General features: G+C 50.7%; 17 protein-coding genes and 1 tRNA gene. 13 read left to right on the top strand and 5 right to left on the bottom strand.

The features are described 5' to 3' along the window. Positions 1-165 precede the first annotated feature (165 nt). A complete protein-coding gene (locus E1162_RS09250) occupies positions 166-471 on the top strand; it encodes an ETC complex I subunit (protein ID WP_155129880.1) in 306 nt (101 codons plus the stop codon). An 80-nt stretch (positions 472-551) separates the two neighbouring features. Further along, positions 552-628: transfer RNA gene (locus E1162_RS09255), tRNA-Arg, on the top strand. Between the two features lie 177 nt (positions 629-805). Here E1162_RS09255 and E1162_RS19780 read toward each other — a convergent pair. From E1162_RS19780 to E1162_RS09270, 3 genes are all read right to left on the bottom strand, one after another. After that, positions 806-1,285: an RNase H family protein gene (locus E1162_RS19780; protein ID WP_155129883.1), complete on the bottom strand. Its 480-nt coding sequence runs from the start codon at positions 1,283-1,285 to the stop codon at positions 806-808. Between the two features lie 31 nt (positions 1,286-1,316). Then, complete coding sequence (locus tag E1162_RS09265; RefSeq protein WP_155129886.1) at positions 1,317-2,591, bottom strand: YonV family putative phage-derived protein; 1,275 nt, start codon at positions 2,589-2,591, stop codon at positions 1,317-1,319. Between the two features lie 310 nt (positions 2,592-2,901). Beyond that, positions 2,902-3,471 carry a recombinase family protein gene (locus tag E1162_RS09270; protein ID WP_155129889.1) on the bottom strand — a complete coding sequence of 190 codons (570 nt, stop codon included), beginning with the start codon at positions 3,469-3,471 and terminating at the stop codon, positions 2,902-2,904. Between the two features lie 425 nt (positions 3,472-3,896). Here E1162_RS09270 and E1162_RS09275 point away from each other — a divergent pair, with 425 nt between their 5' ends. The 7 genes from E1162_RS09275 (at position 3,897) to E1162_RS09305 (ending at position 12,625) form a co-directional block, all read left to right on the top strand. Next, a complete protein-coding gene (locus E1162_RS09275) occupies positions 3,897-5,402 on the top strand; it encodes a type I restriction-modification system subunit M (RefSeq protein ID WP_155129892.1) in 1,506 nt (501 codons plus the stop codon). Beyond that, the gene (locus E1162_RS09280; protein ID WP_155129895.1) at positions 5,392-6,585 is read left to right on the top strand and encodes a restriction endonuclease subunit S; all 1,194 of its coding nucleotides are present in this window, start codon (positions 5,392-5,394) and stop codon (positions 6,583-6,585) included. Before E1162_RS09275 ends, E1162_RS09280 begins: the two co-directional genes overlap by 11 nt. Beyond that, entirely contained in the window at positions 6,585-6,848 is a 264-nt protein-coding gene (locus E1162_RS09285) for a hypothetical protein (protein ID WP_155129898.1), read from the top strand. The genes E1162_RS09280 and E1162_RS09285 overlap by 1 nt, the downstream gene beginning before the upstream one ends. Before the next feature lie 173 nt (positions 6,849-7,021). Next, positions 7,022-7,603 carry a hypothetical protein gene (locus E1162_RS09290; RefSeq protein WP_155129901.1) on the top strand — a complete coding sequence of 194 codons (582 nt, stop codon included), beginning with the start codon at positions 7,022-7,024 and terminating at the stop codon, positions 7,601-7,603. Between the two features lie 64 nt (positions 7,604-7,667). After that, positions 7,668-10,955, top strand: coding sequence for a type I restriction endonuclease subunit R (locus tag E1162_RS09295; RefSeq protein WP_155129904.1), 3,288 nt, complete (start codon positions 7,668-7,670; stop codon positions 10,953-10,955). Then, positions 10,942-11,685 carry a M48 family metallopeptidase gene (locus tag E1162_RS09300; RefSeq protein WP_371311876.1) on the top strand — a complete coding sequence of 248 codons (744 nt, stop codon included), beginning with the start codon at positions 10,942-10,944 and terminating at the stop codon, positions 11,683-11,685. Before E1162_RS09295 ends, E1162_RS09300 begins: the two co-directional genes overlap by 14 nt. Further along, on the top strand, positions 11,678-12,625 hold the full coding sequence (locus E1162_RS09305; RefSeq protein ID WP_155129907.1) for a restriction endonuclease: 948 nt from the start codon (positions 11,678-11,680) through the stop codon (positions 12,623-12,625). Before E1162_RS09300 ends, E1162_RS09305 begins: the two co-directional genes overlap by 8 nt. A gap of 7 nt (positions 12,626-12,632) precedes the next feature. On the opposite strand, the gene E1162_RS09310 is transcribed toward E1162_RS09305, so the two are convergent. Next, the gene (locus E1162_RS09310; RefSeq protein WP_155129910.1) at positions 12,633-13,931 is read right to left on the bottom strand and encodes a DUF6538 domain-containing protein; all 1,299 of its coding nucleotides are present in this window, start codon (positions 13,929-13,931) and stop codon (positions 12,633-12,635) included. A 621-nt stretch (positions 13,932-14,552) separates the two neighbouring features. On the opposite strand from E1162_RS09310, the gene E1162_RS09315 reads away from it, so the two are divergent. Further along, positions 14,553-15,545 carry a linear amide C-N hydrolase gene (locus E1162_RS09315; RefSeq protein WP_155129913.1) on the top strand — a complete coding sequence of 331 codons (993 nt, stop codon included), beginning with the start codon at positions 14,553-14,555 and terminating at the stop codon, positions 15,543-15,545. A 129-nt stretch (positions 15,546-15,674) separates the two neighbouring features. Then, positions 15,675-16,886 carry an MFS transporter gene (locus E1162_RS09320; RefSeq protein WP_155129916.1) on the top strand — a complete coding sequence of 404 codons (1,212 nt, stop codon included), beginning with the start codon at positions 15,675-15,677 and terminating at the stop codon, positions 16,884-16,886. 182 nt (positions 16,887-17,068) lie between these two features. Here the strand turns inward: E1162_RS09320 and E1162_RS09325 are convergent, their stop codons facing one another. Then, complete coding sequence (locus tag E1162_RS09325; protein ID WP_371311877.1) at positions 17,069-18,352, bottom strand: amino acid permease; 1,284 nt, start codon at positions 18,350-18,352, stop codon at positions 17,069-17,071. 456 nt (positions 18,353-18,808) lie between these two features. Here E1162_RS09325 and E1162_RS09330 point away from each other — a divergent pair, with 456 nt between their 5' ends. After that, positions 18,809-19,756, top strand: a complete 948-nt coding sequence (locus E1162_RS09330) for a LysR family transcriptional regulator (RefSeq protein WP_155129922.1) — start codon at positions 18,809-18,811, stop codon at positions 19,754-19,756. 75 nt (positions 19,757-19,831) lie between these two features. Further along, positions 19,832-21,442: an ABC transporter substrate-binding protein gene (locus tag E1162_RS09335; protein WP_155129925.1), complete on the top strand. Its 1,611-nt coding sequence runs from the start codon at positions 19,832-19,834 to the stop codon at positions 21,440-21,442. Positions 21,443-21,502 lie beyond the last annotated feature (60 nt).

Genomic DNA, 21,502 nt, shown 5'->3' on the forward strand with positions numbered 1-21,502 from the left:
TCGCAGGTTCGAATCCTGCTGCTCCGACCACTCTCTTCAAAAACCTTAGATGTCTTTCACCAGTTCAGAGCTTTCTTGTTTGCTCGGCATTGACAGGTTCCTTCTCTTCCCCGAAAACATCAGCAGGAATTCTAAGGTTCAACCGCGTATTGAGGCGACCTATTCATGCTTGCAAAGATTTTTCGGCCTTCCAAAACCGCTATGCAATCTGGCAAAGCCAAGACCCAGAATTGGGTTCTGGAATATGAGCCGTCCGTCGCTAAGACCATCGACCCGTTGATGGGCTACACATCCTCCTCAGACATGCGTCAGCAGATCCGCCTCACGTTCGATACCAAGGAATTGGCAATCGATTACGCGCAGCGCCAGAAGATCCCTTTCCGCGTTGTAGAAGAGAAGGTGCGCACCAAGCCACGCCAGTCTTATGCGGATAACTTTCGCTTTGAGCGCACAACTCCGTGGACTCATTAAGATTTCGGATTGAGATTGATCCGTTCCTGCCTTAAGAAGGCACATGTTTTCGCCGCGCCATCAAGCCGCGCGGTTGATGCGGCCCCTTAGCTCAGCTGGATAGAGCACCGGCCTTCTAAGCCGACGGTCGCAGGTTCGAATCCTGCAGGGGTCGCCACTACTTTTTTGTCCCATTAAGCTATTGAAATATAAAGACTTTCTATTTTTCATGTAGAAGGTTTCGTAGCAGTACTTCGTAGCAGTAATTTGCTGTTGAAAAGGGTGCGTCCAAAAAAGAGGGTAGAACACACAGAAGGTGGATCCCTCAGAATGTTTCCTGAGAGATCCATGCCCGTTACTGGCGCGCCTTTCGTTCCCGATTGACTACTTTCTTTGCCATCTCATTTGCTTGCAGGAGCAATTTGCAAGGCTCACTTTTGTAGGGCTTACACCAGAAGATGTCTCTACGTTCCCCCATCCCATATAGGAGCTGCCACTCCTTTGGGTTTTTGACGTTTTTCCAGTGCCTCTGTGGCCAAGGACCTTTGCAGCTTTCGATACCTTCAACCACATAGCCGCTAGAGGTTAGGATGAGTGCAGGTTTGCCGTCGTCGGGCAGGTGTTTAGTAGCCTTTATCACTCCAATCAGTGCTGTGTGAGGCGCATTACTGTCTATGATGTGCCCTCCATAGAACTCCTGTTGCCCTTCAAAGTCAAAGATAGCGACATGACCACCTATGGAAGGTTTAGAATGAGTATCGCAAGAGTGTCCGCAATAGACTGTGTAGTAGGGCACGAACTTAAGATGAGCGGGATCGTTTGCACAGTGGTGCATTAATGTAGTCCTTAGAATGTTGAAGAGGTTTTTAGGCGGCTAAAGCCAATGAAGAGGCGTTGGAGGCAGAGAGCCAATCCTTGAAAAGACCTCGCATACGCTGAGAAGGAATGTAGACCTTGATGTCTTCCCCTTTGCGAATACGAGATCGCCAAATCCACTGTAGCATCTCCGAGAGTGCCCATTGGTCTGCATCAATGGAAACACCCTTGTCACTCCAGTAAGTTGCGATGACCGGATTTGGCAGCAGGTTAATCAGATAACAAACGAGACTGCGATCCGAGTAGTCGTTGGTTCCCTTGGCGTTGCACGCAACGAACCCCTTCGTGTAACCACGCCCTTTAAACGCGCTCTTGTACGGCTGGTAGCAAGTCCACATTAAATCTTGGGAGCGCACTTTTGCCCAATATGAACAAATCTGCGTCATGCTCTTTTTGAGTTCAGGAGCTAACGCTTTATGATTTTTCTTCAGCCAATTGCCAGACAGCGGATTACTGTTCTTTCTGGTAGCTACCGCAATGTTGTTATGCGGGCCTTCATAGACATCGATATGACGTTGCAGCCTGCGAATTCCCTCAGCATCACACCCCAGAAACCACGGTAACAATGCGCCTTGCGACAAAGACATATGCCTGTAGCCAATCCCTGATGCATTCATGTGCGCACATAACCATGAAGCATTGAACATATAGGTCATGATAAAGACCTCTTTGAAGGCCTCTAGGAACTCGGCAGGCCAACGCCAGAGTAAGGTATTGCGATGCCGGACGATGTTTCCATTGAGGCCCAAAGCTTTGAATTCATTAAATTTTCCGTTGTATGGAGCATCTTCAGGATCCTGCCAGAGGACATTTTTGGTTTCTGGGTCTACAGACACCAATCCATCATCCTGCAGCAAACGCCAATCACTTTTCTTTAGATCCTTGTAAATATCTACGCAGCTTAAGACCTCATCCAAGATCAAGGTGTACCCCTGCTGCTTCAATGTCTCCACGACATCTTTGGTGAGACGCAGGAAAAGCGAGTGTGTTGTTACAATGTTCCGTCCTTCTTCAATCAACTTAAGAAGGTGAAGACCCTTTCTTCCCTCAATAGGCTGAGGGTCTACAAAACGTAGGTTGGGGCATTGTGCTTTGTAGCGCTTCACTTCCTCAAGTAAGGGAACAACGACTAGGAATTTATGGTCTTCCAAAGAACCATGGAACCGACTGAGCAGATCGTCTTTGTAGGCTTTATTGATGTGGTTGATGGCATAGGTGGACTTTCCCTCTCCCATGAGGGCGTCAATGATTGTGATGTGAGACAAAATAGGTCTTTCGTGATACGCAAAGCCAAAGCGGAACTATAGTCTTCTTTTAAGGATCTAGTCCAAAAAGCCTTGATTTTGCTGGGTTTTAGGATGGTTTCGGACTTTTCTATGGTGATTAAGTCCGAACAGAATTCACCAAACACGATGCAGCTGCATTCCGGTTGGTGGTTAAGCACCACCGAGAACCTCCTAGGCGCATTTCACGCCCCCTAAGACCAGAACGTTAGACGTTCGGGTCCAATGAGCATTCCGTATGGTCCGACTGAGCTGCCGAGAAGTACCTATATGAAAACCCAATCACTTCCTCCTACGCCTTGCCTTCCTCCAGCTCCTTGGCAATGCGGATCACACTTGCTCTGTTAACCCCTAGCTCCCTCGCTACATGTGTCTTGTTCATGCCGCCTAAGAGCAACTCCTTGACCTTCTCGCGATCTATAGAAGGCTTTCGGCCCGTGTAGACACCTCTGGCCTTGGCTGCACTGATACCTTCCGCTTGTCTTTGTCTGATGATCGCTCGTTCAAACTGAGCCACAGCACCGAGGACACCCAACATCAGGCTGGCGAGAGGATCAGACTGCGGACCAAACGTCTGGCTTTCCTTCAGAAACCGAATGGTGACACCTTTGGATGTCATCTCGTCCACTAGTGAATGAAGGTCCGGCAGCGAGCGGGCCAAGCGGTCCATGGAGTGGACAGTCACGTCATCGCCATCCCTGAGCTTGATCAGCAGCTCCTTTAGCTTTGGTCTTTCCATCGTAGCGCCAGAACACTTGTCGATGAGTATGGCACTCGGTGGGATACCTGAGCCAACCAAGGCCTCTATCTGTCTGGCTTCATTCTGTTCTTTGGACGAGACACGGGCGTAACCGAACTTCATTGTAGTCTCCGCAAAGTGGTGCAATTGGGTCGTTGCTCAACAGTAGTGTTACAATTGAATCAAAGATCACCCAAATGCAACATGATTTTCGGCGGATCCTGCGAAGTTGCGGTTGTTACTTATGAGTATACTCAATTGCACCAGACAGGAGCGGGGTAGCCTATAGGAGAACAGCGCCACACGAGGGGCGCGGGGGATTCTTGATAGTCTCTCTATAGGAATACGCCCGCACAGTTTTTGCGAAAATCACCCCTGTGATAAGGGACTTAAGTGCTCATCGGTTGCACGGGCGCTTTTGCCTCTCGGGTCTGCCATCGTTATCCCCGTGAATACCTACAGAGCCACGCAGTAGCGCCTTTACAGCCCAGACACTTGCACTAAAGTTGGCCACCAGTTTCTAATCCTGAAGGGTTCCATTTTCAGCCATGCGCGTTTCACAAGCAGAGATCAACAAGGCCGCTTGGGGTGCCTGCGATACCTTCCGTGGTGTCGTGGACCCGTCCATTTATAAAGACTACGTCCTCACCATGCTGTTCCTCAAATACATCTCAGATGTGTGGAAGGACCACTATGACAAGTTCGTGGCGGAGCATGGCGACGAGCCGGACCTCATTGCAGCCCTCATGGAGAACGAGGCCTTTGTCCTTCCCGACGGAGCCAGCTTCTACGCCCTATATGAACAGCGCCACCAGCCAGCCAATGGCGAGCGTATCGACAAAGCCTTGAGCGCCATTGAAGAGGCGAACGGCGCCAAGCTACGCGATGTGTTCCAAGACATTTCTTTCAACTCTAACAAGCTGGGCGATGAGCAGCAGAAGAACGATATCCTGCGCCACCTGCTGGAGGACTTTGCCAAGGATGCCTTGAATCTGCGCCCATCTCGCGTGGGCAATCTGGATGTGATCGGCGGAGCCTACGAATACCTGATCTCCCGCTTTGCAGCCACCGCAGGCAAGAAGGCAGGCGAGTTCTATACCCCTGCAGAAGTTTCCGAACTCATGGCAGAACTGGTGGACCCGCAAGAGGGCGACGAGATCTGTGATCCCACCTGTGGCTCAGGCTCTTTGCTTATGAAGTGTGGTCGCCAGATCAGCCAGAAGATCGGCAAGAAGGCCTACGCCCTCTATGGTCAGGAGGCCATCGGCTCCACTTGGGCGCTTGCCAAGATGAACATGTTCCTGCACGGCGAAACCAACCACCAGATCGAATGGGGCGATACCATCCGCAACCCGAAACTGCGCACCAAGGAAGACACCTTGCGCAAGTTTGACGTGGTCGTCGCCAACCCGCCGTTCTCGCTGGAAAAGTGGGGCATTGAGCAGGCCGAGAAAGACCCGTTCAAACGCTTCAGTCGTGGTCTGCCACCAAAGACAAAGGGCGACTACGCCTTCATCACTCATATGGTTGAAACCCTGAAGGAAAACACTGGCCGCATGGCTGTAGTCGTGCCCCACGGCGTTCTCTTCCGTGGGTCTTCTGAAGGCAAGATCCGCACTGCACTGATTGAAGAGAACCTGCTGGATGCCGTCATAGGCCTACCGGAAAAGCTGTTCTTCGGAACGGGCATTCCTGCGGCAGTCCTCGTTTTCAAAAAGAACAAGGCAGATGATACGGTTCTGTTCATTGATGCCTCCCGCGAATACGTTGAGGGCACCAACCAGAACCAGCTCAGCGAAGCCCACATCGCCAAGATCGTGGCAGCCTACAAGGCACGAGAAACAGCAGACAAATACGCCTATGTTGCCAGCTTGGACGAAGTGAAGGAAAACGACTACAACCTCAACATCCCACGTTATGTGGACACCTTCGAGGAAGAAGAAGAGATCGACCTTATGACTGTTCGTCAGGAACGCGAGGAGCTGAAGGCCGAAATGTCAGAGCTGGAAGCCAAGATGGACGCATACCTGAAGGAGCTGGGCTATGGTTCCTGATGGGTGGGAGTTAGTGAAGTTAGGGCAAGTAGCTAAAGTGTCCTCTGGTGGTACACCAAGCAGGGCAAAGCCGGAATACTGGGGCGGCACCATTCCATGGGTCACAACCGCAGAAATTGATTACAAGGGCATCACGAACACATCTGAGTTCATCACTGAAGCTGGGCTAACGAACTCCTCGGCAAAGCTATTCCCGACTGGAACACTGCTCGTTGCGATGTATGGTCAGGGCAAAACGCGAGGGAAGGTTGGGTACCTCCAGATCAAGGCGACAACAAATCAAGCATGTGCAGCATTCCTTCCATCGAGCGGGTACAGCTCTCACTACCTTTTTCACGTGCTTAGCTCTAAGTATGGAGAACTTCGCAACCTCTCAAACGATGGTTCTCAAAAGAACTTAAGTGCATCCCTGCTAAAGGCATACGAAATTGCTCTCCCACCCCTCGCAGAACAGAAGAAGATCGCGGAGATTTTGGGGACTTGGGATCGGGCCATTGAGGTCGCCGAGAAGCAGCTGAAGAACGCGCAGTCCCAAAAACGCGCCCTCATGCAGCAACTCCTCACCGGCAAACGCCGCCTCAAGGGCTTCGAAAGCAGCGAGTGGACGGAACCTTGTATCGATGACTGCATAAAGTTCGAGGGTGGAAGCCAACCACCTAAGCAGGTGTTTTCGCCTATAAAACTAGATGGATATGTGCGTCTAATCCAAATCCGCGATTTCAAGACTGACAAATTTGCAACCTACATACCTAAAGAGTATGCAAAGAACAGTTTCTGTCCTGATGACATCATGATTGGACGCTATGGGCCACCTGTTTTTCAGGTCTTTAGAGGTCTCGCTGGTGCTTACAATGTTGCATTAATTAAGGCGATCCCAAAACCTCATGTTGATAAAGACTACGCTTACTACTTTCTCTGCACTGAGAACCTCTTTAGGCAGATTGATGCTTTGTCTAGAAGGTCTGCAGGGCAAACCGGCATTGAGATGGATTTTTTAAAAAACTACCCGATGCCATTGCCAAGCCTACCGGAACAGAAAGCAAACGCAGAGGTGCTAGTTCAAGCTGATCGTTCATTAGCATTGAGCAACGCTAACCTTGAAAATCTGAAAGCGCAAAAACGCGCCCTCATGCAGCAACTCTTGACGGGCAAGAAGCGGGTTAAGGTGGATGAGGCAGCGTAATGGTTAAGCCCAATGATCCGTGTTCCCAGTACCAACAGGTTCCTGTAGAAACCTACACAAGCGGCTCTGCGAGGAAGATCCACGTACGTCCAATTGAGGGCCAACCCTATCCGGTCACCATGAAGGTTGAGTGTTGCAAGGGGATGCGCCAGTCGTTTCCCCTCGGCACTAAGTTCCGCATCTACGCTAAAGAAACCAACCGCCTCGGAGGCAAACCCTTCCTCTACAGCCACCACAGCTGGCCCTATGAGGTGGTCCGTTAAACGTTAGTAGGCCCAAAAGTTCGCGTAATTCAAGTAAAGTCTCAGGGTGAAAACTAAGGGAGTGTAAGAGGTTAGGCCAGCCTAATAAGGTATAGACCTCAATATGATCGACAGTAGGAACGTTGATCTATTTGAGCTGAAAAGCACTTTATACCGAGGAGGCGAGTGTCACCATGGATGACGGTGGAGATGGCGTAGGTATATTTTTCGTGATCATCATCATCGCGTTAGCGATTTGGTTCTTCAGACATCACGAAAGGGTGCAACAACGGCAACGACAGGAAGAACAGGAACGGGTTCGTAAGAGGTCTGAGGCCTATGAGGAATATGACCAGTACGTATCCCAGAAAATACCAGCTTCCGTTGCTCGCTCTAACGGTGAGTTTCTGAGGGATAACCCGTTACCCTACGGCGAAGATTGGTATGGTGAAGATGTTTCCCCTCTGACCTTCTATGGGTACCGTGTCGGCAAAACCCGAGGGTTAAGACCCAACGAGCGCAGAGCAATCATTAGCTACGTGATGCGTGCTCGCCTCACTGAACCTTTGGCTCCAAGCTATCAGCGTGGTTGGGGTGCGCCTCTCAGTTTTCGACGCCGAGAAGCCATTGTCTCACATATTGACAGGCTTGCCGCTCAACGCGTTACACGGCCGGGCTACGAGGTTGCCGTCTCTGATTGGGAGGAAGATAGTCTGTGGGCAATTGATGCATTGGACGAAGAGATTTCCAAATGGGGACGCTACGACTTTGAGTAGCTGCTTCCTATGTGGGAATTTAGTTAGACAGCTGGCATTTTTATTTTGATTCGAGTGATTTACCATGACTACGGCAACAGCCACCCGCCCAGATACCCGTGAAGACGCAGCCTCCAAAATTCCAGCGCTGGCCTTGATGATAAACATGGGGTGGTCCTATGTCGGCCCAGAAGACTGCACTCGTCGCCGTGGTAGCCTTCGGGGTGTCCTCTTGGAAGATACGCTTCGCAATCGCTTGAATGCCTACCGTACAGACGACGGTCATGCTTTAAGTGATGGCGCAAAGGCGCAGGTACTGAAGGCCCTCAAGTCTCTTGGTCTCACCGAAGGCTTACTATCAGCCAACAAAGCACTCTATAACCACCTGATCTATGGCATCACGGTCAACGAGGTGCGAGAAGGCAAGAAGCTCAGCCTCACAGTTCCTCTGGTAAACTGGAGTGATACCACCGCCAATACCTTTGAAGTAACCACAGAGATGTCTGTGGAACGCGAAGCGTCCAGCGAGACCTATCGCCCTGACATTGTCGCGTTTCTCAATGGTATCCCTGTTGTTCTCATCGAGGCCAAGCGACCAATCGGTGCAAAAGAAGATAAGATGGTGGACGAGGGGATTAGTCAGCACCTGCGCAACCAGCAGCAGGACGGCATCCTGTCCCTCTACGCCTACAGCCAGCTGCTCCTGTCTATTTCAGATACCGCAGGCCGCTACGCTACCACCGGCACCCCAAAGAAGTTCTGGAGCGCATGGCGTGAAGACGGTTTTTCCGATGAGCAAATCTACCGCATCAAGAACGCTCCACTGCCAGAAGCAGACCGCGCTCGTCTTTTGAAAGACGCAGATACCAGAATGAAGCAGCACTTTGCCAATCTCTGGTCTGCTGATGTTTGCGTGAGCGAGCAAGATCGCCTACTCATGGGGCTTCTGGACAAAACCCGACTTTTGGACTTCCTGCGCTACTATATTCTGTTCGACAGCAAAGCGGGTAAGATTGCCGCCCGTTACCAGCAGGTGTTCGGCGTCAAAGCCATGTTGGACACGGTCAAGAGCCGCAAGCCGGAGGGCGGTCGTGAAGGTGGTGTCATCTGGCACACAACAGGCTCTGGCAAGTCCTATACAATGGTGCTTTTGTGCCGCGCCCTTCTGCTTAACCCTGAGACAGCGAACTGCCGTGTCATCGTAGTGACAGACCGAACAGACTTGGAAAAGCAGCTCTCCGCCACTTTCCTATCTGGCGGCGCTTTCGGCTCCGCTGTCGGGGCAAAAAAAGATGGAGCAAGGGCGGTGGCAGGATCTGGAAGAGAGCTTGCTCAGAAGATCGGCAAGGGAAACGAGCGTATCATGTTCACCCTGCTGCAAAAGTTCAACTCCGCCACCAAGCTCCCTGAGTGTAAGAACACCAGCGAAGATCTCATTGTTCTCGTGGATGAGGGGCACCGCAGTCAAGGTGGCGAGAATCACGAACGTATGCGTCAAGCATTGCCCAACGCTTCCTATATCGCCTTCACCGGAACACCGCTGCTCAAAGAGGACAAGACCCGCAACAAGTTCGGCAAGATCCTCCATGCCTACACAATGCAACGCGCCGTAGAGGACGAAACCGTCACCCCGCTGCTTTACGAAGAGCGTATGCCAGAGCTGGACATTAACGACGACGCCGTCGATAACCAGTTTGATGATGCCACCGAAGATATGACCGATGCCCAGAAGGCGGACTTCAAGCGCAAGTACGCCAGTAAAGGGCTGATCTATGGTTCCGAGCGGCGCATCGCGATGATCGCTAGGGACATCTCCAAGCACTTCACGCAGGGCTTCAAGGACATGGGTCTCAAGGCCCAGTTGGCAACCGACAGCAAGCTCTCAGCAATCCGCTACAAGAAGGAGCTGGACAAGATCGGAAAGGTGACCTCGGCAATCGTCATCTCCGCGCCGGACACCCGCGAGGGCCATGAAGACACCAACAGCGCAAACGCCCCAGAGGTACAGCAGTGGTGGAAAGAGAACGTGGGCAACGACGCAGAGGCCTATGAGAACAAGGTCATCGAGGACTTTGGCACCGAAGGCGCTCCAGACATCCTTATCGTTGTAGACAAGCTTCTGACAGGCTTTGATGAGCCGAAGAACACCGTGCTCTATATCGATAAAAACATCAAGGAACACAACCTTCTACAGGCAATTGCTCGCGTAAACCGTCTACACGAAGACAAGCAATTCGGCTATCTCGTCGACTACCGTGGTATCCTTGCTGAACTCGACACCTCGCTGAAGGACTACCAGAAGCTGGAGGCAGCTACTGTCAAGGGCTATGACCCTGAGGATCTGGAAGGCACCTACACTCGTGTAGACAACGAGTACAAGCGTTTACCTGAGCTTCATAAGGCCATCTGGGCAATCTTCTCCAGCGTCAAGAACAAGCAGGACCGACAAGCATTCCGGCAAATCCTCGTTCCGCGCATGGCGGATGATGAGGCAGGTGTCCCATATGACCAAGCCCAGAAGGTGCGGGAGGACTTCTATGAAGCCTTGGCAAACTTCGGCATGTGCCTGAAGGTGGCACTTTCCACGTCCTCCTTCTTCAAAGATCCGGCGTTCACCGAAGCGATGATCGACACCTACAAGAAGGACCTGAAGTTCTTCATGGAGATCCGCAAACAGGCAAAGCTGGATGCTCAGGAGACGGTGGACTTTTCGGTCTATGAAAAGCAGATCCGTGATCTAGTAGATCGTGAGGTCACTGGCGTGAAAGTCCATGATCCTGACGGCATCATCGATGTAAACAAGGTCGGCAAGACGGGCGACGACTCTGACGATCCGAAGGACTGGAGCGACGAGAAAGCCAAGAACGAGGCAGACACGATCCGCAGCCGTATACGCAAGAGCATTGAAGTCGATCTTGCAGAGGATCCTTACGCGCAGGCGGTATTCTCCGAGTTACTTAGGAAGGCCATTGAAGAGGCAGAGGCCAACTTCGATCACGGCCACCTACAATACGATTTGTTTGCAGACCTTGAAGGCACAGTGAGTACAGGTGCTGCACCAGACATCCCTGAGGCCATCAAAGACAACAAGCACCAACGAGCTTACTACGGTATCTTCAAGCTAGCCGTATCGGATGGAGGGCTTGAGGATCTGGGGGATGACCACTTTGTATCCGAAGCTCAACATGTGGACACGGTTGTCAATGAAGCTGTTGCCGCAAACACGCTATCGCAGGAAGCGATCTACCAGCAGATCAAACAACGGCTCCTGCCGCATTTCTTCAAGCAGTACGGCGGTCTCGATATGGCGAACAAGTTGATCGACTTGGTGAGTGAGAAAACACGCAAAGGGATCGCCCGTGACAGCTTCTGATGGTGCCCAGCGGATCCTAGTCTATGGCTCAGAGCGAATTCCCTATATCTTGCAGTCCGCTAAGAAGGGAAAGAGGAAACTTTCGATCCATGTGGAACCTGATGGTCGGGTGATTGTTGAAGTGCCTTCAGAGGCCTCTATTGAGTCCGCAGAGAGAGCCGTAAAAGCTAAAGCACGTTGGGTATACGAACACGTAAAAGCCTCCCAGCAGCGCCGAGAACACGTTACAGAGCGTGAGTACGTTAGCGGGGAGACTGCGTTCTATCTAGGGCGGCGCTACAAGCTAAAGATATCCGAAGTTCCGAAGGCAGAGTCAGGTGTAAAGCTCTCTGGCGGTGCCATTGAGGTGAAGGTGGCAACTAAGGATCCGCAGATCGTTAGAGGGAGACTTAGAGGCTGGTACAAAGAACGAGCACGAGTTTACTTAGGTAAGCGCTTAGAGGCGGTGGCTAGCGGATTGCCATGGGTTACACAGCGCCCGAAGTTTCACCTCATGGAGACCGAAAAGCGCTGGGGTGGCTGCGCTGCCGATGGAACTATCCAGCTCAATCCGTTCCTCGTGAAGGCTCCAAGGGACTGCATAGACTACGTTCTGCTGCATGAACTGTGTCACCATAAAGAACACAACCACAGCCCTGAGTTTTATGCTCTGCTGGACCAGTATGATCCGAAGTGGAAACTCACAAAGCGTAAACTGGATGATATGGCGGAGCTATTGCTGAATGAGTGAGACCTTGCGAGATACAATACCTTCTTATCAGGAACTGATGCTCCCCGTTCTTCAGCTTGCCTCTGAAGGGTGCAACCGGATGTCTGATCTCATCGCGCCGATTGCCGAAAAATATGGATTGTCCGATGAGGCTCTTGAAGAGGTTGTTGGAGATGGACGTACACGCTTGATCTACAATCGCCTGCAATGGGCCAAAACATATCTTTCAAAAGCTGGATTGCTTGCCTCTCCAGCGAGGGGGAGCTTTAAAATCACGGAAGAGGGGCAACGTATTTTGGCGACAAGCCCTACTAGCCTCACAAACGCAGATCTCAAGCGGTATGCTCAGTTTAGGGAGTTTACAGCCATAGGTAAGGGCAGTCTCACAACCGACGAGGAAACTGGGTCATTAAACCTTCCAGCTGAAGACGAAAGAACACCTGAAGAGCAAATCGAGGCGGCTTGGCGGCAGATACAATCCACGCTTCAAACTAGTGTGCTTGAACGGATCCAGCAGAACACCCCCTTGTTCTTTGAAAGGCTCATCATAGAGCTGGTTGTGGCAATGGGGTATGGCGGTTCGCACTCAGGTGCAGCACGACAGTTAGGTAGGTCAGGTGATGGTGGGATTGATGGGGTCATTGACGAAGATCGCCTTGGTCTAGATCGTATTTACCTTCAGGCAAAGCGCTATGCGCAAGAAAATACTGTTGGCCGCCCAGAGGTTCAGGGCTTTGTTGGTAGTCTTGTAGGTCTCGGGGCAACCAAAGGTATCTTCGTGACAACCTCTAGCTTCTCAAAGCAGGCCAGAGATTTCGTGGCCGGACTAAATCAGCGAGTTGTACTCATCGATGGGCAAACACTCACAAAATTGATGCTGGAGCATGGTGTTGGTGTCCGCACAAGTCGGATCATTGAGTTCCAAAGGCTCGATGAGGACTTCTTTTCGGAAGAGGGGTAAGGAGCGACTACTCGTCTACTTGGAGTGTAGGTAGTTGGATGGCTTGGGCACATGCAAGGAGTTGCTCATCACTCGATCTTTTTGAGTATCTGCCGAGACCTTCGCCTTCTCGTTTGTGACCAAAGTAGCTATCAGCAACCCAAGGCTCTATTCCGCCATGTTCCGCGAGCGTTCTAGCGCGGTGTCTCCAAGAGTGAGCAGCTACCACTTCCTTATCTTCGCATATCTGTCGAAGTTTTAGGTTCAACCGCTTTGAAAGGGCAGGCGACTGTTCACCCAAAGTGGGAAAGATGAACAGTTCAGGGTCTTTGCTAACCAGACGGTTATGGATCTCGGTGGAAACTTCTGCAGGTACGACTGGAATACTGCGAATGCCCGCTTTTGTTTTTGCCTCAGTGATGCTGACCCAAAGCACCCCATTCTTATCGACGCAGTCCTTAACCTTTAAGTTTGCAGCTTCGCTAAGGCGTAGTCCGGTTGCCGCCATTAACAATGATACGGCGAAGTCGTCAGGGTTTTTGTTGGTTACCTTTTTCAGGCTTAAAAGCAGTGCTGAGGCCTCTGCTTCAGACAAAGGTCGGCGTTCAACAGATACTACCTTGTTTCTCCCCGTACTCGGGCGCTGGTTTGTCCATGGATTGATTACATTTTCATTGATTAGGCCAAGGCGTTCTAGCCATTTCCAAAAACCCAAATACGCAGAAAGCTTTTTGTTGACGGTTTGGGCGCTTCTACCTACCTGAAGGACAGTGCGGACAAAATTGGCAGCTGATTTTCTATCAACTTGCTCTACAAAATCGAAATGCGATGTAAGGTCCTTTATTGCACGCTGGTATTCTGCAAGTGTCTTGGGTTTGACATCGATTTCTTCCAACCAAGTGGTAGCGTAGTCCGATATAGGAGTATAGGCACCTGTGGCGACCTTGTAATACCGCTGTGCTTCTTCAGTTGTTGTTGTCCGGTAGTCTCCATCTGGCATAGGCACGACCTTACCGCTATCTTCAATTTGAGACGCCCGATCTGCTGCGTATTCTTTACAGGCATCTACCAGTGCATAGTCTTCGGAGTTTTGTATTTTAGTCCGTAACCAACGGGCCTCAAACAATGCTGAGCTACTTCCTCGAGCTGCCTCTATTTCTAGCTTCCACTCACCTAACAATTGATAGGCACGAATTTCAGCAATCCGTTTATCTCGTGTTTTTAGAGATTGAATAAAGCTAGTTTTGCCGAGATGTTCCCGTAAGTTTTTCGGGATATCTAAGCGTGCATAGTAAACAGGGCCACGTAGGAAAATATGCTTTGTCATACCTGCTTCGTAGCAGTTTTTCGTAGCAGTTCCAGTTGTTAAACTACTGAAATAGCGGACTTTTCCTGTTTTTGGAGCCTCTACATTCCCTTCCTGTAGGGATCGCCATTTACTTTTATCTCTTTGAAATCTTTATTTTATTTTCGTGACCTTCCCCTAACAGTTGCGTTGTTAGGGGGGGGTGGCGTGTTGAGGGCGCATCGCGGCCACTCGATTAAAATTTCCTCCGCTCAAAGCCGAAATTTAACTTCTCACTACTATTGGGACTCACCCAAGAGCTAAGTCGACCGATAGCTCGGGAGGCTGCGCGTGCTCTTGCGCCCTAACCAGAGAGTACTGTCCGGCTACCGTGGCCGCGATCAAAATAATATATTATTTTGCATCTGTGGGATATCACATAGGCGTGTGCAGCAAATCGCACATGTGAAAAATGCCCAATATGTAGGCATTTTATGTAGCATTAGCAGTGAAAATTGAAATATGCACGCAATTATTCGTATAATGAGGGCGAATTTTATCCAAAAATGCCCTCAAGCCTAATTTAAGCTACGAATATACTGCGAAAGATAAGAATATATGATCCTCAACACGCGATAAGAAATATCAGCGTTGGAGGCAATTATGTGTACTAGAATTTTCCTGAACCATAAAGATGGTTCTATGCTCTGCTCCCGCAGCCTGGACTTTTTTTCCCCAGTAAACCCAAGCATTATGAAGCGCGTAAGAGGCGTTAAAGAAACCAGCTCCGAGGTGAATGGTTTTGAATGGACGTCCAAGTACGGCAGCGTGGTGGTATACGCTAACGGCGTGTTCCCAATGGACGGCATGAACGAAGTGGGCCTTGGCTGCCACACTTTGTACTACGACAACGGCTCTCAGATTACCAACAAGCCCGACCTGCCGATGCTCGACAGCTGCAAGTGGCTTGTTTACATCCTCGATAATTTTGAAACCGTCGCTGATGCAGTCTCCGACATTTCTGCAAAAATCAACCTTCGCGCAGCGCCGCTAGAGGTTGAATATGCAACTGATACAAAACACATCGCGATTGAAGATAAGACCGGCGATTCAGCGATCATCCAGATCGATGACGGTGAGATGAAAATCTATCATTGCCGCGAAAAAACGCGCATCCTTACAAACCCACCTGCTTACAGCAAGCATATGGAAGTGTTCGCCGCGATTGAAGAACCGTCTCTCAAAACCATTCCTTGGTCTTTGTCTTCAACCGACCGCTTCGTGCGTTCCAACATGCTGATTGATAATCTGCCTCCAGCAGAAAACAACGAGCAGCTTCGCGCATTCCTTATGTCCATCGCGTATCAGGTAGCCTATCCATTTGGCATGTTCACCGATCCGTTGGCAGCTGCGGTGACAGAGCGCTACATCAAGTACAATACAACGCCGGAACATATCAAAGGCCCAGGCACCTACTGGTACACGATGATCGATTTCGTAACCAACGAATACATCTTCAAATCAACCTTCAATTTCGACACATTGGTTGTGAAGCTCTCCGACCTTGATTTCGACGCTCCTGAGTGCAAGGTCCTCGATAATTCTCACGTTTATAGTGAAGATCGAGCCATCGATATCTCCCCAATCCTCAACTGATCTTGTTCCCCCGAGAAATCCTCCGGCGCTGCTGGTGCCGGAGGAACCCTCGCATTTTTCACTCGTCCTCGCCTGAGTACTACCAGTTAAATTCGTGGAAGCACACAGGCCAAATTTCTGGATACTATGATGAGTAACAAGAAGTGGATTATTGGCTTCATCGTCTGGCTTACATACGCGCTGTTTGGCGCATCGTGGATTGCCAGCACGATGATGACGATGAATATTCTCGATACATACAATGTTGAAGGGTATGCCGCTGCAAGCTGGATTACCAACGCGATCACCATTTCCAAGATCATTGGTAACCTTATGGCAGCATGGTTCCTTGTGAAGCTTGGTCCAAAGTGGGCCTTTGGTATCGCATCTGCATTGATTGTTTGCGGTGGTGCCGCAGCCTTTGCCAACAGCTACCCAATGTACTTCGTCTTCCGCCTGATTATGGGTTTCGGCGGCGCATTCATTATCGTTTACTTCAACCCGATCGTTGTTAATTACTTCACCCCAGCAGAACGTCCGATCATCAACGGCATCAACATGACGTCCTTCAACACAGGTAACCTTGTTGGCCTCGTGTTTACCGGTTCGCTGTTGTCCATGATGGGTACATGGCAAAACGTGCTTCTGCTGGTGTCGGCAGTTAGCGGTATTGCCCTAGTGCTGTGGTTCCTGTTTGCCGATGACTTTGAAGTGCAGGGCAAAACGCAAAGCGGCACAGTAGAAACCTATGGCCTATCTGATGGTCTGAAAGAGCCGGTGAATTGGTATCTGCCAATCTGTTTCTCCGGTATCTTGTTCTGCTACATCGCAGCAGCTTCCTTGTTCCCGCTTATCCCGACATTCGCAGTAAAAGCAAACTACCTGTCTGCAATGCTGCTGGGCTTTGGCGTTATCGGGTCGCTTGCTGGTATTCCGGTTGCTCTCAAGTTCCCACTACGCAAGCCGGTCATCCAAGTTTGCGGCATCCTGGCAACGTCGTTCGTCGCTCTCATGGTCTTCACACAGAATCCGGTTCTGGCATCCGTTTCCGCGTGCCTTGCTGGTCTGTTCATGTTCCTGCCATCAGCAGCAATCTTCTCCATGCCACACGAATATCCAAAAGTGTCTCCAGCGCGTGTGACTGTTGCTTTTGGTATGTTCTGGTCCATCTCCTACGCTGTTGTAGCAGTGATGATGTATGTAGCTGGCGCATTGGCAGACTACACCGGTGACATTGCCAATGCTGCAAAACTTGCAGTGGCAGCATCATCCTCACTGTTTATCTTGAGCTTTATCCTGCCAGAAACAGGCAAGCGTAAGCCAAATCTGGATATTGCAAAGGTGGCAGAGCCAGCAGAGTAAACGGGCAAACCATACATACAAAAAAGGATCGCTTTGGGGTTCCTCCAGAGCGATCCTATGCTGTTTTAGGAATACTTAATTCGAATACTTATCAGGATTGAAAATGCGAGGAAAAGCGTTGGCCCAGTGCCAACGCTTTTTTTAATTGCGCTGTGGGTGATGTTAAGCCCACCCCCAGAGCATTATCGGAAGATAGGCAGATTGCCGGTGATCTCGAAGATCGAGATAATGAAGATCAGAATACCGAAACCGAACACCATTGCCTGTCTGAGGTTTCCGCCAGCAACCTGATAGAGGTTCGGATTGCGTTTACGGCAGATGCGCACCATCACAATTGGGCTGAGAAGCGAAAAGATAACCAGCACTACGCCCGCATAACCAATCGCAGCGATAAAGCCGTGAGGGAACAAAATTGCAAGAATGATGGTTGGAACGAAGGCGATACAGACGGTCTTCGCCTTACCAATCACCGTGGTGGTGTCAAAGCTGAACAAATCAGCGATGTAATCGAACAGGCTTAGCGAAACACCCAGGAAGGATGTTGCCACTGCCATGTTCCCAAAGAGCTGCAGAGCAAGGGAAATGTGGGTTGAAACACCAGAGTTGCCGAGTGCAGCAAGGATGTCGCCAATGTTACCGCCCTTGGCAATAATTGCCGGAAAATCGGAGCGCGGCAGATTTCCAAATACAGCCAGCATCCAAAGGAAGTAGAAGGCACCAGCTAGCAGGATGGCTATTACAAGTGCCTTACCTGTGCGTTTTGGATCAAGACCAAGATAGTTCGTCACTGTAGGGACAACGATCTGCAGGCCAAAGCTGGCGACAAGAAAGCTGATTGTATAGAAGGCAAACGGCATACGCTCGCCAAGGGTGAGGGGCGGAAACAGGTTCTCTGGAGACGCATTGCCGATCAGTGCACTCAAACCCACCAAGAAGGTAATCAGCATACCGCCTGTAAAAACAGTGGTGACACGGTCTACCGTCTTCGTGCCGCACAGTACGATGGCTAGTAGAACGACAGCGAACACCAAGCTGGCAGTGCACGGCGACAAGCTGGCATCCCCAAACAACGAAAGAGAGTTTGTGATAATCGAGCTGCCGCCTGAAATGTAAGCATAGGTTAGAACGTAGCAAAGAAAAGCGACGGACAAGCCGTTAATAAGACGCCCGAAATTGCCAATCGTGCCCTTTGCAAGGCTGTCATAGTTAGAGCCTTCCGGAAAATGGAGCGTGACCTCCATAATGTACATAGAGGCGCTATGCATGATGTAGCCCACTACAATCATCAGCAGTAAGCACACGGTGAACCAAACGCCGCTATTTGCGACAGGCAAAGAAAACATGCCTGCACCTACGGCAGTGCCTGCTGCAATGACGCTGGCACCAAGAATGGTTCCCGTCTTTTTCGTGCCATGAGGGGTTGCGGGTTTCTCTGTCCCGACTTTTGCTTCCGCTGAAACGGTCACTCTTGGGCCTCCCAACTTATAACTTCTTATTACCGAGACCAATCTGGAGTGTGCATCGCTAAGCGAATGCGAGGCACCTGCGCACGAACTCCCATGAACGTGTCTCAAGGACTTCGCCTTCAATGCGACTTGGAGAAAGAGGATGAACGGTTTTCCATCCTCATTGGTCGGCTTGAATGTGCCGATGTAGCTGGTAGGCCAAAGAGAATCTACCAGTGAAGAAACGTAGTTCCTCTGTCCCAGTTTCGGTTTTGTGCCATGATTTAGGTAAGGAAACCCAGTCGCATGCCAGCATCTTGGTACCACTGAGCAAAGCATTAGTAAGCGATGGAATTAAATGCCATAAACCATGCAGCATTTGGCACATGATCCATTCAACTAACTATTTATACGGGCGTTTTTTCTTGTAGTTGAGAAAGATTGGGCTCATCTTCGCTAACAGGAGAGGGGCACACAATGCAAATTAAACGACTGGAAGTATTCGACGCGATTATGCGCTCGGGCACAGTTTCTGCCGCGGCCAGAGAGCTGGGCATGACGCAATCTGCTGTCAGCCGCATTCTTGCGCGTCTTGAGGAAGAGCTTGGTTTTCCATTGTTCTACCGCGAACGGGGCACACTCATACCAGCACCGCGTTCCTCTGATATGCTTTCCAGAGTTAGGTCTGTTCTCGATGCTGTATCTTCCATCCGCGAGCTACAGAACGAAAGCAACAACCCAATTCGCGGCAAACTGAATTTCGTAACAGTGCCAAGCCTTTCCTTTTCGTTTGTGCCGGAAGTGCTGAAAGCCTTCTACGAGCAAAAACCGGAAACACGCGTTCGCTATGATGTACGCACCACAAGCGCTTCCATTAACGCGGTGATCTCACAGGAGGCAGACTTTGCCCTGCTGACGCTTCCAGCCTCGCACCCGACGCTTATCGTTACGCCGCTGTTTAGAACCAAAAGCAGTGCGGTCATGCATAAAGATCATCCCCTTGCCAAAAAGGAAAGGATCACCGCAGCAGACCTTGCAGACGAGAATCTCATAGTCCTATCTGTCCGCCAGCCAACAAGAATTCAGCTTGATGAAGCGTTCAACAGAGCGGGGGTAAAACAGAAAATTGCCATTGAGACAGCAAGCGTTGTTTCCGCCTGCAAATGCGCTGAACAGCGAATAGGAGTCGCGGTCGTTAACTCTTTGATGGCCTGTTACGCTGAGGCAGATGATCTTTGCATTCGCCCGTTTGATAGTCTTATCCACCACACTCTTGCTCTGGTTGAACCTGCCGGAAAAAAACGAACGCCAGAAATGGATGTCTTTTTCTCTTGTTTTGTCAATAACATAGAAGAGGTATCCCAACGGCATGGTATTGAGATTGAGGTGTTGCATCCGGGGTATTCCGTATCGGAATACAACTAGATGATAATCTCATAATATTGCGCTTCGCGGTATCCATCTGTGTAACTACGTAAAAACAGCAGAGGGGGTATTCCATTGAAGCATATCTTTAGCGCGGCAGTTGCCGCATCCGTACTGGCAACTGCACCTGTTGCAGCCAATGCCAAAACCCTGACAGCGGGTTTTGCATCGGAGCCAACATCCATTGACCCGCTTTACCACAACCTTGGCCCTAACAATGCGCTTCGCAAGCACATGTTCGAGTCTCTCGTTGGTGAAGACGAAAACCTGAAGATCATTCCTGAGCTTGCTGAAAGCTGGGGCACAACTGATCCAACCACTTGGGTATTTAACCTTCGCAAGGGCGTTAAGTTCCACGATGGTTCCGAGTTTACCGTTCGCGACTTCCTTTACACCGCGTGCCGTATTCCAAACGTACCAAACAGCCCATCTTCCATGAACAGCTTCATCAAACGCGCTGAAACCATGGAAGCAGTAGATGACTACACCTTGAAGGTGACCACTGCATCTGCATACCCGCTGCTTCTGTCTGACTTTGCAAGCTTCGGTATTGTATCTGCAAGCGCGTCTGGTCACGACGGTCCTGTGACCTACAAGAAGGACGGCTGTGAAGGCATCGCAAGCTACCCAGCTTCCGAAGCTTACAACTCTGGCGAAGCTGCAATTGGTACCGGTCCATACAAGCTGGGCAACTACACCAAAGGTGAGCGCATTGTTCTGACCAAGAATGATGACTACTGGGGTGAAGCTGCACACTGGGATGAGATCCTCATCCGTCCGATCACCAACGATGGCGCACGCGTTGCAGCTCTGCTTGCAGGTGACGTAGACATCATCGAAAAGCCTCCGGTACAGGACCTTGACCGTCTGCGTGCAGACGACAAGACCAACGTAGTGCAGGGCGCTTCTTCCCGCGTGATCTACATCCACTTCGATCATGAATCCGAGCCATCCCCGGGCATTTCCGGTACTGACGGCAAGAACCCGCTTAAGGACCTTCGCGTTCGTAAGGCAATGTCTCTTGCAATCAACCGTGACCTGATCACCGACAAGATCATGGGCGGCCTTGCAGTACCGGCTCGCCAGCTGGTTCCAAGCTTCATGCGTGGCTACAACCACGACATTCCGATGGAAAAGTCCAACGTAGAAGAAGCAAAGCGTCTTCTTGCTGAAGCAGGTTACCCGAACGGCTTTAACCTCGTTCTCGGTACCCCGAACGATCGTTACATCAACGATGCAAAGATCGCTCAGGCTGTAGCACAGATGCTCTCCCGCGTTGGTATCAAAACCGAAGTTGATGCGATGACCAAGAGCGTCTTCTTCTCCCGTCGTAACAAGTACGAGTTCTCTGCATACCTTGCAGGCTGGGGCGCATCCGGTGCAGGCATGGCATCTCCACTGCGTGCTCTTGTAGCATCCCAGAACAAAGATAAGGGTCTGGGCGGCACCAACCGTGGCCGTTACTCCAACCCTGAACTCGATGCGATTGTTGAAGAAGCACTGGCAACTGTTGATACAGAAGCCCACGACGACCTGCTGCGCAAGGGCAGTGAAATCGCAGTGAACGACATGGCAATCATGCCGCTTCACTACGAAGTAACCCCTTGGGCTACCCGCGCTGGCCTCACCATTACGCCGCGCGCTGACCAGCAAACCGTGCTGACTACTGTTCGTCCTACCAACTAAGGCATCTAGAGTCCGGCGCGGAAAACACCTCCGCGCCGGAACCGCCTAGGATCTTTTCAC

Origin of the sequence: Pseudovibrio flavus (assembly GCF_009711345.1) — a bacterium.
In the GTDB taxonomy this organism is placed as follows: domain Bacteria; phylum Pseudomonadota; class Alphaproteobacteria; order Rhizobiales; family Stappiaceae; genus Pseudovibrio; species Pseudovibrio flavus.